Below are 13,919 nucleotides of genomic sequence, written 5' to 3' on the forward strand. Positions count from 1 at the left end.
AAAGTGCCAGGTTGTTTGAACAGTTCCGGCATAGGCTGCAACAGAGCCTTTGCCTAGACTCGGACCCACTTCGGGACCTCGCCGGCCATTCTCGCAGAGCCTGGCCCAGTCCCGCCATGCCTATGCAATCGGAGCCTCTATGAGCAGCGCAGAAATCTACGTCGTCAGTGCCGTCCGTTCAGCCATCGGTGGCTTTGGCGGCTCCCTCAAGGACCTGCCGCTGGCCGACCTGGCCAGCGCCATCACCCGCGCCGCCATCGAGCGCTCGGGGCTGGCCGCCGAACAGATCGGCCACGTGGTAATGGGCACGGTGATCCCTACCGAACCCCGTGATGCCTACCTGGCGCGGGTTGCGGCCATGAACGCCGGCATCCCCAAGGAAACGCCGGCGTTCAATGTCAACCGCCTGTGTGGCTCGGGCCTGCAGGCCATTGTTTCGGCGGCCCAAGGGCTGCTGCTGGGCGACACCGACGTGGCCATTGCCGCTGGCGCCGAGTCCATGAGCCGCGGCCCTTACCTGCTGCCACAGGCACGCTGGGGCGCGCGCATGGGTGACCTGCAAGGCATCGACTACACCGTCGGGGTACTGCACGACCCCTTCCAGCACTTCCACATGGGCATCACCGCCGAGAACGTCTCGGCCAGCCAGGGTATTACCCGCGAAATGCAGGACGAGCTGGCCCTGACCAGCCAGCGCCGGGCCGCTCGCGCCATTGCCGAGGGCCGCTTCACCAGCCAGATCGTGCCGTTGGAACTCAAAACCCGCAAAGGCAGCGTGCAGTTCAGTGTCGATGAACATGTGCGCGGTGAGGTCACGGCCGAGCAACTGGCCGGCATGAAGCCGGTGTTCAAGAAAGACGGCACCGTGACTGCCGGTAACGCCAGTGGCATCAACGACGGCGCCGCTGGTCTGGTGCTGGCCAGCGGTGACGCGGTGCGGCGCCTGGGCCTCAAGCCACTGGCCCGGCTGGTGGGCTACGCACACGCCGGGGTGGAACCCGAGTTGATGGGCCTGGGGCCGATCCCCGCCACCCGCAAGGTGCTGGAGAAGACCGGCCTGAAGGTGCAGGACCTGGATGTGATCGAGTCCAACGAAGCCTTCGCCGCCCAGGCTTGCGCGGTGGCCCGCGAACTGGGCTTCGACCCGGAAAAGGTCAACCCCAACGGTTCGGGCATTTCCCTGGGCCACCCGGTGGGTGCCACCGGCGCGATCATCGCCACCAAGGCCATCCATGAATTGCAGCGCATTCAGGGGCGCTACGCCCTGGCCACCATGTGCATAGGTGGCGGCCAAGGCATCGCCGTGGTCTTCGAGCGGGTTTGAGGAAACTGAAAGATGAACATTGAACAGATCGCCGTGATCGGCGCCGGCACCATGGGCAACGGCATCGCCCAAGTGTGTGCGGTGGCAGGCTACCAGGTGCTGCTGGTGGACGTGGCCGACGCCGCCCTGGAGCGCGGGGTGGCAACGCTAGGCAAGAACCTCGAGCGCCAGGTCAGCAAAGGGACCCTCGCCGCCGAGCAGGCAGCGGCAGCCAAAACCCGGATCCGCACCAGCACCGACTACGGCCAGCTGGCCACGATGCAGATGGTGATCGAAGCGGCCACCGAGAACCTGCAGCTCAAGCAACGCATCCTGCAGCAGGTGGCAAGCAACGTCGCCGCCGATTGCCTGATCGCGACCAATACCTCGTCGCTGTCGGTGACCCAGTTGGCCGCCAGCATCGAGCACCCCGAGCGCTTCATTGGCGTGCACTTCTTCAACCCGGTGCCGATGATGGCGCTGGTCGAGATCATTCGTGGCCTGCAGACCAGCGACGGTACCTACGCCCAGGCATTGCTGGTGACAGAGAAGCTGGGCAAGACCCCGATCACTGCTGGCAACCGGCCGGGCTTCGTGGTCAATCGCATCCTGGTGCCGATGATCAACGAAGCGATATTCGTACGCCAGGAAGGCCTGGCCAGCGCCGAGGACATCGACACCGGCATGCGCCTTGGCTGCAACCAGCCGATCGGCCCACTGGCGCTGGCCGACCTGATCGGCCTGGACACCTTGCTGGCGATCATGGAGGCCTTCCATGAGGGCTTCAACGACAGCAAGTACCGCCCTGCCCCGCTGCTCAAGGAGATGGTGGCGGCCGGCTGGCTGGGGCGCAAGAGCGGCCGCGGCTTCTTCACCTACTGAGGCCCAGGCGCCATGCCCCCGATCAATGCCGCGATGCGTTGTGCCAATTTCGAAGAGCGACGTGAACAGGCCATGGCGCTGTTTGCCGAAAAAGGCTTTGGCCAGGTCAGCATGCGCGAATTGGCCGCACATGTCGGGCTGACGGCCGGCTCGCTGTACCACCACTTTCCCAGCAAGCAGGACCTGCTGTTCGACTTGATCGAGGAACTGTACGAGGAGTTGCAGGCCCTGCTGGACCAGGGGCGGCGGGCCGTGGCCCGCGGCGCTTCAGCCTTGAATTGCCTGATCGCGGCGCATTGGCATTTGCATGCCGAACGGCCCCTGCAGTTTCGTTTGGCTGAGCGTGATTTCTGTTGCCTGAGCGAGGCCCAGCAGGCACGCCTGACGCAGTTGCGCGGGCGTTATGAGGCCGGGCTGTTGCGGCTGATCGCGCCGCAGGCGAAGCTGCAGGGGCCAGCCTTGGTGGCCACCGCGCAGGTGGTTGCAACGCTGCTGAACCAGTTGCCCGGCGCGCTGCAGGCATTGCCTGAAGCGCAAGCGCTGGTGTTGATGGAGAGCATGGTGCTGGGTGGGCTGGAACGGACCTTGCGTTGATCAGCACCGGCCCGTCAGCGCGCGCCGGTGACAGGGCCTTGACGGGTATCAGCGCAGCAGTGCCTGGATCTGCTCGTGCAAGGTGTCCAGGTCGAACGGCTTGGCCAGGATCGGTGCCTTGCGGGTGATCGGGCTTCCGGACTCGAGGATCTCGGCGGGGTAGCCGCTGATGAAGATCACTTTCAGGTCGGGCCGCAACTTCACCGCCGGCTCGGCGATTTCCACCCCGGAGATCCCGCCCGGCAGGCGGAAGTCGGTCACCATCAGGTCCAGGTGCGGCTTGCTGGCCAGGATGGCAAACGCCTGTTCACCGTCCTCGGCGACCAGCACGTGGTAGCCCTCGCCCGCCAGGTAGTCCCGCAGAATCATGCGTATCGCTGGTTCGTCCTCGACCACCAGCACTACGTCTTGTGCATCTTCACTCATGTTAACGCCTTGAAAATTCTTCCAGTTGGCCATCAGACCCCAGGCTTATGCAGAGGTTGCCCACGCCTGGTCGTTTAGTTGTTCCACTGCAGCCAGGGGCAGTTGCAGGGTGAAGGTCGCACCTTTGCCCACCTCGCTTTGCACCACAATCCGACCGCCATGCGCTTGCACGATCTGGTCGGAAATATACAGGCCCAAGCCCAGGCCACCCGTAGCTTGCTGAGTTGCGACGCGCTCGAACTGCTGAAAGATACGTTGCTGGTTAGCCATATCGATACCAATGCCATGGTCCTGCACCTGCACGCACGCCAGGCCGTCCTGCTCGTACAGCCTTACCTGCACCGGTTTGCGTTCACCATAACGCAAGGCATTGGACAACAGGTTGGCCAGTACTTGTTCAATCCGAAATTCGTCCCACTCCCCCTGCAGTGGCTGGCAATGCTGCAACTCGATGAACGTATCCAGTGCCGTGGCCTGGGCGGTGAAATTCTCCACCAACCGCTGCACCAGCTCGCTCAGGTCGAACGCTTTGGGCCGCAGCGACAGCTTGCCGGTACGAATGCGCGAAACATCGAGCATGTCTTCGATCAGGCGGATCAGGCTGTTGATCTGGCGCTCGTCGCGCTCGACCATGGCCTGCAGCTTGTCGGCGCTGAACGCCGCCAGGTTGCCCCGCGCCAGGTGCAGCTTGCGCAGTTGGGTTTCCAGGATCAGCCCGTTGAGCGGGGTACGCACCTCGTGGGACACGATCGACATGAAATCGTCGCGCATGCGCACCGCATGCTCCAGCTCACCGCGCGCCGCCTGCAGCTGGCCCAGCAGCACTTCCTGCTCCTGGCGGCTGCGCTCCAGCGCCTGCAACTGGCGGTCAAGCACCTTGCGCTGGCGGTAAAGGTCGACGAACACCGACACCTTGCTCTTCACCGCAGCGGTATCCAGCGGTTTGTGCAGGAAGTCCACGGCGCCACTTTCGTAGCCCTTGAAGGCGTAGTTCATTTCACGCCCGGCTGCGGTGACGAAAACGATAGGGATGTGGCGGGTTTTTTCCGTACCGCGCATCAGTTCGGCCAGTTCGAAGCCGTTCATGCCCGGCATCTGCACATCGAGAATAGCCAGCGCGAACTCGTGTTCGAGCAACAGCGACAAGGCGGCTTCGGCAGACTGGGCCTGGTGCACCTCACGGTCCTCGCCCTGTATCAGGGCATCGAGGGCCAACAGGTTCTCTGGCAGGTCGTCGACGATCAGCAGTTTGGCGATAGTGTTGCTTAGCATGCGCTGGGTTCCAGGGCGGCGAGCAACTGCTCGATCCCACTCAAGGTAAGAATATGGTCGGGCTGATGGAGGGCCAGGGCGGCCTCGGGCATCAGCGCCACCTGTGCGTCGCGAGGGTCCTGGACGATGGTCCGGCCGCCGCTGTTCTTGATGTAAGCCAACCCCTGGGCACCGTCTTCATTGGCACCGGTGAGCAGCACGCCAAGCAGGCCGGCACCGTAGGCATCGGCCGCGGAAATGAACAGGTAGTCGATGGCCGGCCGGGAAAAATGCACCGGTGGTTCCTGGCTCAACGACAGGGTGAAGTCGCGTTCTACCGATAAATGATAGCCCGGCCCGGCCACGTAGATCTGGCCAGGGCGCAGCGGTTGCTTGTCACGTGCCTCACACACGGGACGAAGCAGGCGGCGTTGCAGCACCTCGGCCAGTTGGCTGTGGCGGTCATCCGGCAGGTGCAACACACAGACTACCGGAATGGCGAACCCCGACGGCAACCCGCCTAGCACGGTGAACAGCGCGGACACCCCGCCGGCCGAGGCGCCGATCACCACCGCTTGTACGCCCTTCATGATTTGCGATAGATCCGTTCAGGCTTGACCAGCGGCTCGAAACCGTCGCTGTAAGCGGAAAAGTCGACCGACTCCTTGCTGCCCAGCACCAGAAAACCGCGATGGCACAGCGATTCATGGAACAGGCCCAGGGCGCGGTCCTGCAGCTCCTTGTTGAAGTAGATCAGCACATTGCGGCAAGACACCAACTGCGTCTCGGAGAACACGCTGTCGGTGGCCAGGCTATGGTCGGCGAAGGTCACGTTTTCACGCAGGGTGCTGTCCATGATCGCGTTGCCATACGCTGCCGTGTAGTACTCGGCGAAATCCCGGCGGCCACCGGCGATGCGGTAGTTCTCGGCGTAGTCGAGCATGTTCTGCATCGAGTAGATGCCCTGCTTGGCTTTGTCCAGCGAGTGCGGGTTGATGTCGGTGGCGTAGATGATGGTGCGCTCGAGCAGGCCTTCTTCGCGCAGCAGGATGGCCATCGAATACACCTCCTCGCCCGTGCTGCAGCCGGCGATCCACACCTTGATCGATGGCCAGGTGCGCAACAGCGGCACCACCTCGGTGCGCAGCGCCAGGAAATGGCCCGGGTCGCGGAACATCGCGCTGACCGGAATCGTCAGGTACTGCAGCAACTGCATGAACATGCCAGGGTCGTGCAGCACGCGCTCCTGCAAGGCCGATACCGTCTGGCAACCGAACTGGCGCAACGCATGCAGGATCCGGCGCTTGATCGAAGCGCCGGAGTAATTGCGGAAATCATAGCTGTACTTGAGGTAGATGGCCTCGATCAGCAAGCGGATCTCGATATCGGTGTTACGTTCGCTAGTCAAATTCGCTCCAGTTGCGGCAGCCATACGCGGATCAGCGAGAACAGGCGGTCCAGGTCGATCGGTTTGGCCAGGTAATCGTTGGCGCCGGCCTGCAGGCAACGGTGCTGGTCATCTTTCATGGCCTTGGCAGTCACCGCAATGATCGGCAGCTTGCGCCAGCGCGGTTGCTGGCGGATCAGCCGGGTGGCTTCGAAGCCGTCCATTTCCGGCATCATCACATCCATCAGCACCAGGTCGATGTCGTCATGCTGCTCCAGGCGCTCGATGGCCTCGCGGCCGTTACGGCCGATTTCGACGATCGCGCCCTTGTGCTCTAGTGCACTGGTCAGGGCGAAGATATTACGCACATCGTCATCTACCAGCAGCACCTTGCGCCCCTCGAACACTTTGTCGCGGCTGCGCGCCGTCTTCAGCATACGCTGGCGTTCGTTGGACAACTGCGATTCGACCTTGTGCAGGAACAGCGTCACTTCGTCGAGCAGCCGCTCGGGTGAGCGGGCGCCCTTGATGATGATCGAGCGCGAGTACTTGAGCAGGTCGGTTTCTTCTTCGCGGGTCAGGTTGCGGCCGGTATACACGATCACCGGCGGGAAGGCGCGGATATCTTCGGCAGTCATGCGCTTGAGCAGTTCGTTACCGAGCATGTCTGGCAGCTTGAGGTCGATGATCATGCAGTCGTAGATGTTTTCCCGCAGCAGTGCCAAGGCCTCCTGCGCCATGCCTACGGCGGTGATCTCGACGTCGTCGTCACCGATCAGGCGGGCGATGCTTTCGCGCTGCAGGTCGTCATCTTCCACCAGCAGAATGTGCTTGAGCTTCTGCGTCAGCTTGGCCTCCAGGCGCGCGAAAACTTCCTTGAGCTCTTCGCGGCTGGTGGGTTTGACGGCGTAGCCCACTGCCCCCATGTGCATGGCGGCCTCGACACGGTCCTCGACGGAAATGATATGCACCGGAATGTGCCGGGTATCGGCCTGTTCTTTCAGGCGTTGCAGCACGGTCAGGCCGGAATGGTCAGGCAGGCGCATGTCCAGCAGGATCGCATCGGGTATGAACCGGGCCGCCAGCTCGAAACCTTCGTCGGCCGCATGCGCCACCAGGCAGCTGTAACCCAGCTCGTGGGCCAGGTCGAAGAGAATGCGGGCGAAGTTCGGCTCGTCTTCGATCACCAGGATGCAGCGGTTACTGAAAGGCGCCCGGTCACGGTCGTCGGTGAAGGCCAGTTGCGGCAGCTTCGGCGCCTGGGCAGTGGCGAGTTGCGGTACTGGCGGCAGGGTATCGACAGCCGGGCGCAGGCTGAGGGGCTCGACCTCCTGCTCCAGGTTCTCGTAGCGTTCGGGTAATACCAGGCTGAACACACTGCCCTGCCCGGGGCTGCTCTCGACACTGATCTGCCCGCCAAGCAAATGGGCAAGGTCGCGGGAAATCGACAACCCCAGCCCAGTCCCGCCATACCGGCGGTTGCTGGTGCCATCGACCTGGTGGAACGCACCGAAGATTGCCTGCTGCTGGTCGGCAGCAATGCCGATGCCGCTATCGCGCACGGAAAACACGATGCCGCTGTCTGGCTGGTAGCCGATGTTCAGGCTGACCTGGCCGCGCTCGGTGAACTTGATGGCGTTGGACAGCAGGTTCTTGAGGATCTGCTCCAGTCGCTGGCGGTCGGTGAACAGGGTGGCAGGCACCTGAGCCTGGGCGGTGACCTCGAAGGCCAGTCCCTTTTGCCCGGCCAACGGCTCGAACATGTCGCGCAGGCCTTCGACCAGGCGGTCCAGGTGGGTGGTTTCAGGTCGCACTTCAAGCTTGCCGGCCTCGACCTTGGCGATGTCGAGGATATCGTTGATCAGGTTGAGCAGGTCGTTGCCGGCCGAGTAGATCGACTCGGCGAACTTGACCTGCTCACCGCTGAGGTTGCCTTCAACGTTCTCGGCCAGCAGCTTGGCCAGAATCAGCGAACTGTTCAGCGGCGTGCGCAATTCGTGGGACATGTTGGCGAGGAACTCGGACTTGTACTTGCTCGAACGCAGCAGCTCATCGGCGCGCGCCTGCAGCTCTTCCTGGGCCTGGGTCAGCTCCTCGTTCTTGCGGTCCAGCGCTTCGGTGCGGTCGGACAACTGCTCGTTGGTCTGCTCCAGTTCCGCTTGCTGGGTTTCCAGGTGGGCCTGGGACTCCTTGAGCACGCGGGACTGCTCCTCCAGTTCTTCGTTGGCCGTTTTCAGCTCTTCCTGCTGCACCTGCAATTCTTCGTTCAATTGCTGGGTTTCGGCCAGGACTTCCTGCAAGCGCTGGCGGTAACGGGCGCTTTCGATGGACATACCCAGGTTGCCCTCCACGCGCTGCAACAGTTCGTCGTCACGCGCCTGCAGCGGCCGCAGGAAGCCCAGTTCGAGCACGCCGTTGATCTGCCCGCCGTCGCTGGCCGGCATCAACAGTGCACTGCGCGGCAAGCCCTTGCCCAGGCCGGAGCTGAGCTGGAAGTAGTCTTGCGGCAGGTCGTCCAGGCGCAGCAGCCGCCCTTCACGCACGGCCTGGGCCAGCAGGCCCTCACCATCACCCAGCACCTGCTCGCGCGCCTGCTCTTCGGCATCCAGACCATAGCAGGCAACGCGTACCAGGCGGCCATGCTCGTCGCGCACGTACAACGCCCCGACCACACTGCCCAGGTAAGAGGCAAAGAACCGCAGAATGTTGTCGCCGAGCATGTTCAGGGTCAGCTGCCCAAGCACTTGTTGAGCCAGCTGGGTCTGGCCGTTGCGCAGCCAGGCCTGGTGCTCCAGGCGCTCGGCAGAACGTTGCTGGGCCTTGAGGTTGTCGTCGTAACTGCTGGACAACGCCAACAGATCGCGGCGCCCCAGGTACGCCAGCAAGGCGCTGAGGCCAACGATCAGCAGCACGAACGCCGAAATGGAGGTTACGGTGACGGTGCTGACCTTCTCGTTGCGTGCCATGCGCAACTGCTGCTCGGTGGCAATGAGGTCGGCGAATTCCTTGCGAATCTCGTCTGTCAGGCGCTTGCCGCGGCCGTTACCGATCAGCTCCCGGTAGGGGCCGTCATTGCGGCGCAGGGTGATCATGCCGCTGCCGAAGTCATTCCAGGCTTGCTGCAAGGCGATCAGCCGGTCGATACGGTCAACTTGCTGCGGGTTGTCCTCGACCATGCCTTTCAGGCCCTGCAAGCTGCTGAGAATGCGCGGCTTGGCCACCTCATAGGGGTCGAGGAAGCGCTCGTCACCCGTCAGCAGGAAGCCGCGCATGCCGGTTTCCATGTCGATCGACAGCTTCACCGCTTCGTTGGCATTGCCAATGACCCGGTCGGTGTGTTCGACCCATTGCATGGCCGAGAGCAGGTAGTTGATCACCGCGACGAACGCCACGGCACCCAGCAGGCCCACCCCCAAAGGAAGGCCGATGTTGCGGCTCAACAGCTTGCGGAAGCTGCGCTGGTCCATCGAGGCTGCTTGAATCATGAGAAAACGCCCGAGCAAGAAAATCCATGGAAAAGAATGGCGGAACAATCGTTATGGTTATGTGCCGCTGCGCCGTGCCGACAAGCGAAGTCTAACCAGCTTTAGCGGCTCTGGCAGGGCATTTAGCCAGTATTTGAAAGTGCTGTGTGCCAATCGTTCCATCTGATTGCAAGTATCGGTATCCTCGGGAACTTCTGCTGTCGCCTTGTGCACAGATCATAGACATTCAATTGCACAGGACCCGAACCATGCACCTTTTGGTAGTCGAAGACGACGAGATCGTACGTATGCTGATGCTCGAAGTGCTCGGCGATTTGGGCTACTCGGTGATCGAGGCGGAAAATGCCACCGCGGCGCTCGAGGTATTGGAAGACCAGCGCCAGCCGTTGGCGCTGATGATGACGGACGTGGGCCTGCCGGACATGCGCGGCGAGGCGCTGGCAGCCAAGGCACGCGAACTGCGGCCACTGTTGCCGGTGCTGTTCGCCAGTGGCTACGCCGAAAACATTGATGTACCGGAGGGCATGCACATGATCGGCAAGCCGTTCAGCATCGACCAGCTGCGCGACAAGGTGACGGCTATTCTCGCCCCTGCCTGAAATCTGCGACGCCCGCTTGACCAGCGCGCAGGCAGCGCAGGGGCAGAAAATACGGTGCCCGTTACAGCTCCCTGCGCAACAGGTAGGTGTCCATGATCCACCCTTTGCGCGCCCTTTCCCGCGCACGCACTTCAAGAATCTGCGCCTTCACCGCCTGCAGCGGCCCGGCGATCAGCCGTTCGTCAGCCGTGCCCAGGTAAGCGCCCCAGTAAATCGTCAAGGCCGGGTCATCGATAGCCGCGAACGCGCACTGCCCATCGAGCATCACCACCACATTGTCGATACTCCCCTGCCCGGCCAGACGCCGACCAGGCAGCACGGTCAGCGGTTCGCCAATGCGGTTGAGCGCAACACGGTGGCGCGCCGCCAGTGCCTGCACGCTGCTGATGCCCGGAATGACCTGCAGGTGCAGGGCGCCAACTCGCTCGCAGACCAGGTCGAGGATGCGCAAGGTGCTGTCATAGAGCGTGGGCTCGCCCCACAGCAGAAAGGCGCCGGTCTCGCCTTCGCCGAGTTCCTGTTCGATCAGTTGCGCATACAGCGCTGCACGTTGTACGTGCCAGTCCTGTACCGCCTGCACATACGCGTCGGCCTGCCCATCGCGCAGCGGGTCGGCGACCTGAACCAGCCGATAGCCGCCCTCGGGGCGGTACCGCTGCAGGATGGCCTTGCGCAGCTGCACCAGCTCGTTCTTGACGCTGCCCTTGTCGAGCACGAAGAACACGTGGGCCTGGCGCAACCCGTCGACGGCTTCGTACGTGACCTGGCGTGGGTCACCCGGGCCGATGCCGATCAACAACAGCTGTTTCATTGTGCTGCCCTCCGGTGCTGTTCAGCAGCCATTGTCGGGCGCCACCAGGCCGCTGGCAAAGCACCCGTTCAGAGCAGCGAGAAGTTGTAGCTGACGATCACCCGCGTTTCGTCCATATCCCGCGCCCAGCGCTCATAGTTGCTGCGGTAGGTGGAATTACGCAAACGCACGCTGACGTCCTTGAACGTGCCACTTTGCACTTGGTACTTGAGCTCGCTGTCGCGCTCCCACTCCTTGCCTTCGGCATGGCTGCCTGGCACCTGGATATGGTCACCGTTGATGTACCGGGTGAAGAACGTAAGGCCAGGCACACCCAACGCCTTGAAGTCATAGTCATAGCGCACTTGCCAGGAGCGCTCCTGGGCCGCGGCAAAATCATTGACCTGTGCATAGTTGACCAGGTACGGGTTGCTGCCATCCAGGTAGGGCATGGCGCTGTCGCCATACATGCGCTGCCAGCCAGCACTGAGCTTGTGACCACCCAGGCTGTAGCCGAGCATGCCGCTGACGGCGCGGTGGTCGATCGCACCCGCGCGGGCGTTGCCGATGTCGTCGCTTTTGATCAGCCGCAGGTCGGCAGCAAGGCTGCCCACCGGCAGCGGTTGGCTGGCCACCAGGCCGAAATACTGCTGGCGATAGATGTTCTCCAGCCTGGCCACTTGATACTGGGCTCCGAAACGCTCGTTGACCCGGTAATCGACCCCGGCGAGGTCGAAGTGGTCGGCTTCGATGTCGCAGGCGTAACGCTTGTTCTTGCAATGCACGCGAATGTTTTGGCGGTCGGTTGAATCCCTTGCGGTGTACCGATCCAGGCGTGCCAGGGTGAACTTCAGATCGCGGCGTTCCTCGGAGGTCAGCATGGCGCCCTGGAACATCGTCGGCAGCAGGCGGCCATCGTTGTACTTGAGCAGGGGCACATCCGGCATCATCGAACCGTATTTGAGCACCGTGTTGGAAACTTTGACCTTGGCCGCCAGGCCCATCTTTGCATACTGGTCGGCGGAGTGCCGCGGGTTGTGCCCGGAAGACGGCAGCAAGCCGCTGTTACTGTCGGCGGGGCTGGAGTCCAACTTCACACCGAACATGCCCAGCGCATCCACACCGAACCCTACCAAGCCTTCGGTGTAACCCGACTGTACATTGAGGATAAAGCCCTGGGCCCACTCTTCTCGCTTGGATGCCCCTTGGCCGGAACTGCTGTGGCCGTCACGGAAATCCCGGTTGAAGTAGACAGTGCGTGCTTCAACCTTGGCACTGCTGTCTTCAAGAAAACCGCCAGCCTGGGCGTTGGCACCGGCACATAACAGGAACAGGCCGGCAACACGACGCCCCGGGGCGAGAGGATAGGGGGAAAACATACAGGGAAACATCCAGATTCAAAGCGGGTTGACAACCGGCGGCACAGACTTGCCACGGTAATGAGACATGACCGCGCAACAGCCAGCCATACTTTGAAATGATCGCGCAATGGCTCTGGAACGGGCCATTGGACTATGGTCTAAGCGCCCTGCCAGGCCGCTTCGGCGAGTCGCCTGTATCGCGCATGGGCAACTAGGAAAGTTCCCCGCTTATTTGCAATAAGTTAGCAGTTTACCCCGCCCCAATGTGTGACTACACTCGCTATCAACGAACAGTAAAACCCACCTGCGTGGCCGGCGTATTCATGCGTTTCAATGTTCGTCACGCCCCGCCACAGCCGACGTACAGGAGTGATTACAGTGTCCAGACTTGCAGAGTTTCGTGCTGCGGAAAAAGCGCTCCAGGAACAGATGGCGCAACTGGAAGCGTTGAAAAAGGATGCCGGGTTAAAACGCGAAATCGAGTTCGAGCAGAAACTCGTCAACCTGATGAAGAGCTACGACAAAAGCCTGCGCGATGTCATTGCCATACTTGACCCCAAAGCCGGGGCGCGCACCACCAGCCCTGCCCCCAAACAGCACCGTCGCCCGCGGGTGGTGAAGGTTTACACACACCCCGAGACCGGCGAGCGGATCGAGACCAAAGGCGGCAACCACCGCGGCCTCAAAGCCTGGAAAGAGCAGTATGGCGCCGCCGAGGTGGAAAGCTGGGCTCGCTGATGAAACATCAACATGTGCTTCACACTTTTTTCACAAGGGCTGGCTCAGTATCGAGGCAGCTAAAGGACTAGCGACCCCATCACGCGCCCGCACATGCGGGCCTCTAATTCCAGCGCCCTGCACTCGTGCAGGGCGCTTTCATTTGCGCAATCGGCGCACTGACGTATCATGGCCAGCCTGTCTGTTTTGCCGGCGCCCCGTGCCCGGCCCTGCCTCAGGAGTTCCCATGAGCCTGCACGATCTGCAAACCTTGCCTGGTGTCACCGCACAACCTGACGCCGCCACCGCCCAATTCGTCTTCAACCACACCATGCTGCGGGTCAAGGACATTCAAAAGTCGCTGGACTTCTACACCCGTGTGCTGGGCTTTCGCGTAGTAGACAAGCGTGATTTCCCCGAAGCCGCTTTCAGCCTGTACTTCCTGGCCCTGGTCGACCCGGCGCAGATCCCCGCCGATGATGCCGCCCGTCACCAGTGGATGAAATCGATCCCTGGCGTGCTGGAGCTCACCCACAACCACGGCACCGAAAACGACGCCGATTTCGCCTATCACGATGGCAATACCGACCCACGCGGCTTCGGTCACATCTGCGTGTCGGTACCCGATGTACGCGTCGCCTGTGCGCGCTTCGAGGCGCTGGGTGTACCGTTCCAGAAGCGCCTGCAGGACGGGCGCATGAACCACCTGGCGTTCATCAAGGACCCGGATGGCTACTGGGTCGAAGTGATTCAGCCGGCCGACCTGGCAGGCTAAGCGTTCGTCGGGGGCGGGAACCACCGCCCCCTTGCTGTGGTATATGAAGGTAATTGCTTCCCATGCCACAGCGAGGTAAGAACCATGCAATCCCTTCACTGTGAATACCGCAAGCACACCATCACCGCCAGCGTGATGCCCCATCCTGACTCGCCCCTGCCCTACGCCGCCGGTTGCCTGATCACCGCCCCTGATGGCCATACCAGCAGGCGCCTGTCGATGCCGATGAAGTTCTTCTCCGACCTGGAGCGTGCCCAGCATGTGTCACTGGCCCACGGTCGAGCGCTGGTCGACCAGCAACTGGACGCCGGCACCAAGGTGTTCTGATTGCCCCCTTGGCCTGTAACGG

General features: G+C 62.3%; 14 protein-coding genes. 7 read left to right on the forward strand and 7 right to left on the reverse strand.

Going from position 1 to position 13,919, the window contains the following annotated elements:
• Positions 1-139: 139 nt before the first annotated feature.
• From GYA94_RS05890 to GYA94_RS05900, 3 genes are read left to right on the forward strand one after another with little or no spacing between them, the layout of a single operon-like run.
• Positions 140-1,324: an acetyl-CoA C-acyltransferase family protein gene (locus tag GYA94_RS05890; protein WP_029887040.1), complete on the forward strand. Its 1,185-nt coding sequence runs from the start codon at positions 140-142 to the stop codon at positions 1,322-1,324.
• Between the two features lie 12 nt (positions 1,325-1,336).
• Positions 1,337-2,185, forward strand: coding sequence for a 3-hydroxybutyryl-CoA dehydrogenase (locus tag GYA94_RS05895; protein ID WP_110678487.1), 849 nt, complete (start codon positions 1,337-1,339; stop codon positions 2,183-2,185).
• Between the two features lie 12 nt (positions 2,186-2,197).
• Entirely contained in the window at positions 2,198-2,779 is a 582-nt protein-coding gene (locus tag GYA94_RS05900; protein WP_161891962.1) for a TetR/AcrR family transcriptional regulator, read from the forward strand.
• 48 nt (positions 2,780-2,827) lie between these two features.
• Here the strand turns inward: GYA94_RS05900 and GYA94_RS05905 are convergent, their stop codons facing one another.
• The 5 genes from GYA94_RS05905 to GYA94_RS05925 are packed head-to-tail and all read right to left on the reverse strand — an operon-like array spanning position 2,828 to position 9,328.
• Positions 2,828-3,205 (reverse strand): response regulator, encoded by a 378-nt coding sequence (locus tag GYA94_RS05905; RefSeq protein ID WP_009686481.1) that lies wholly within the window; start codon positions 3,203-3,205, stop codon positions 2,828-2,830.
• Positions 3,206-3,250: 45 nt separating this feature from the next.
• Positions 3,251-4,477: a hybrid sensor histidine kinase/response regulator gene (locus tag GYA94_RS05910; protein WP_054905071.1), complete on the reverse strand. Its 1,227-nt coding sequence runs from the start codon at positions 4,475-4,477 to the stop codon at positions 3,251-3,253.
• Complete coding sequence (locus tag GYA94_RS05915; protein ID WP_029887038.1) at positions 4,471-5,046, reverse strand: chemotaxis protein CheB; 576 nt, start codon at positions 5,044-5,046, stop codon at positions 4,471-4,473. The genes GYA94_RS05910 and GYA94_RS05915 overlap by 7 nt, the downstream gene beginning before the upstream one ends.
• Positions 5,043-5,864, reverse strand: a complete 822-nt coding sequence (locus GYA94_RS05920) for a CheR family methyltransferase (RefSeq protein ID WP_009686478.1) — start codon at positions 5,862-5,864, stop codon at positions 5,043-5,045. Before GYA94_RS05920 ends, GYA94_RS05915 begins: the two co-directional genes overlap by 4 nt.
• The gene (locus tag GYA94_RS05925) at positions 5,861-9,328 is read right to left on the reverse strand and encodes a response regulator (protein WP_047149658.1); all 3,468 of its coding nucleotides are present in this window, start codon (positions 9,326-9,328) and stop codon (positions 5,861-5,863) included. Before GYA94_RS05925 ends, GYA94_RS05920 begins: the two co-directional genes overlap by 4 nt.
• 248 nt (positions 9,329-9,576) lie before the next feature.
• On the opposite strand from GYA94_RS05925, the gene GYA94_RS05930 reads away from it, so the two are divergent.
• Positions 9,577-9,927: a response regulator gene (locus GYA94_RS05930; protein WP_110678495.1), complete on the forward strand. Its 351-nt coding sequence runs from the start codon at positions 9,577-9,579 to the stop codon at positions 9,925-9,927.
• Positions 9,928-9,988: 61 nt separating this feature from the next.
• On the opposite strand, the gene cobF is transcribed toward GYA94_RS05930, so the two are convergent.
• Positions 9,989-10,738: a precorrin-6A synthase (deacetylating) gene (gene cobF / locus GYA94_RS05935; protein WP_161891963.1), complete on the reverse strand. Its 750-nt coding sequence runs from the start codon at positions 10,736-10,738 to the stop codon at positions 9,989-9,991.
• 68 nt (positions 10,739-10,806) lie between these two features.
• Entirely contained in the window at positions 10,807-12,096 is a 1,290-nt protein-coding gene (locus GYA94_RS05940; RefSeq protein ID WP_110678499.1) for an OprD family porin, read from the reverse strand.
• Between the two features lie 360 nt (positions 12,097-12,456).
• Between GYA94_RS05940 and GYA94_RS05945 the strand changes: the two genes are divergently transcribed.
• The 3 genes from GYA94_RS05945 (at position 12,457) to GYA94_RS05955 (ending at position 13,897) form a co-directional block, all read left to right on the forward strand.
• Positions 12,457-12,816: a histone-like nucleoid-structuring protein, MvaT/MvaU family gene (locus GYA94_RS05945; protein WP_110678501.1), complete on the forward strand. Its 360-nt coding sequence runs from the start codon at positions 12,457-12,459 to the stop codon at positions 12,814-12,816.
• A gap of 226 nt (positions 12,817-13,042) precedes the next feature.
• Entirely contained in the window at positions 13,043-13,570 is a 528-nt protein-coding gene (gene gloA, locus GYA94_RS05950) for a lactoylglutathione lyase (protein ID WP_110678503.1), read from the forward strand.
• An 84-nt stretch (positions 13,571-13,654) separates the two neighbouring features.
• Positions 13,655-13,897, forward strand: a complete 243-nt coding sequence (locus tag GYA94_RS05955; protein ID WP_009686469.1) for a hypothetical protein — start codon at positions 13,655-13,657, stop codon at positions 13,895-13,897.
• Positions 13,898-13,919: the final 22 nt, after the last annotated feature.

The organism is Pseudomonas juntendi (genome assembly GCF_009932375.1).
Classification (GTDB): Bacteria; Pseudomonadota; Gammaproteobacteria; order Pseudomonadales; family Pseudomonadaceae; genus Aquipseudomonas; species Aquipseudomonas juntendi.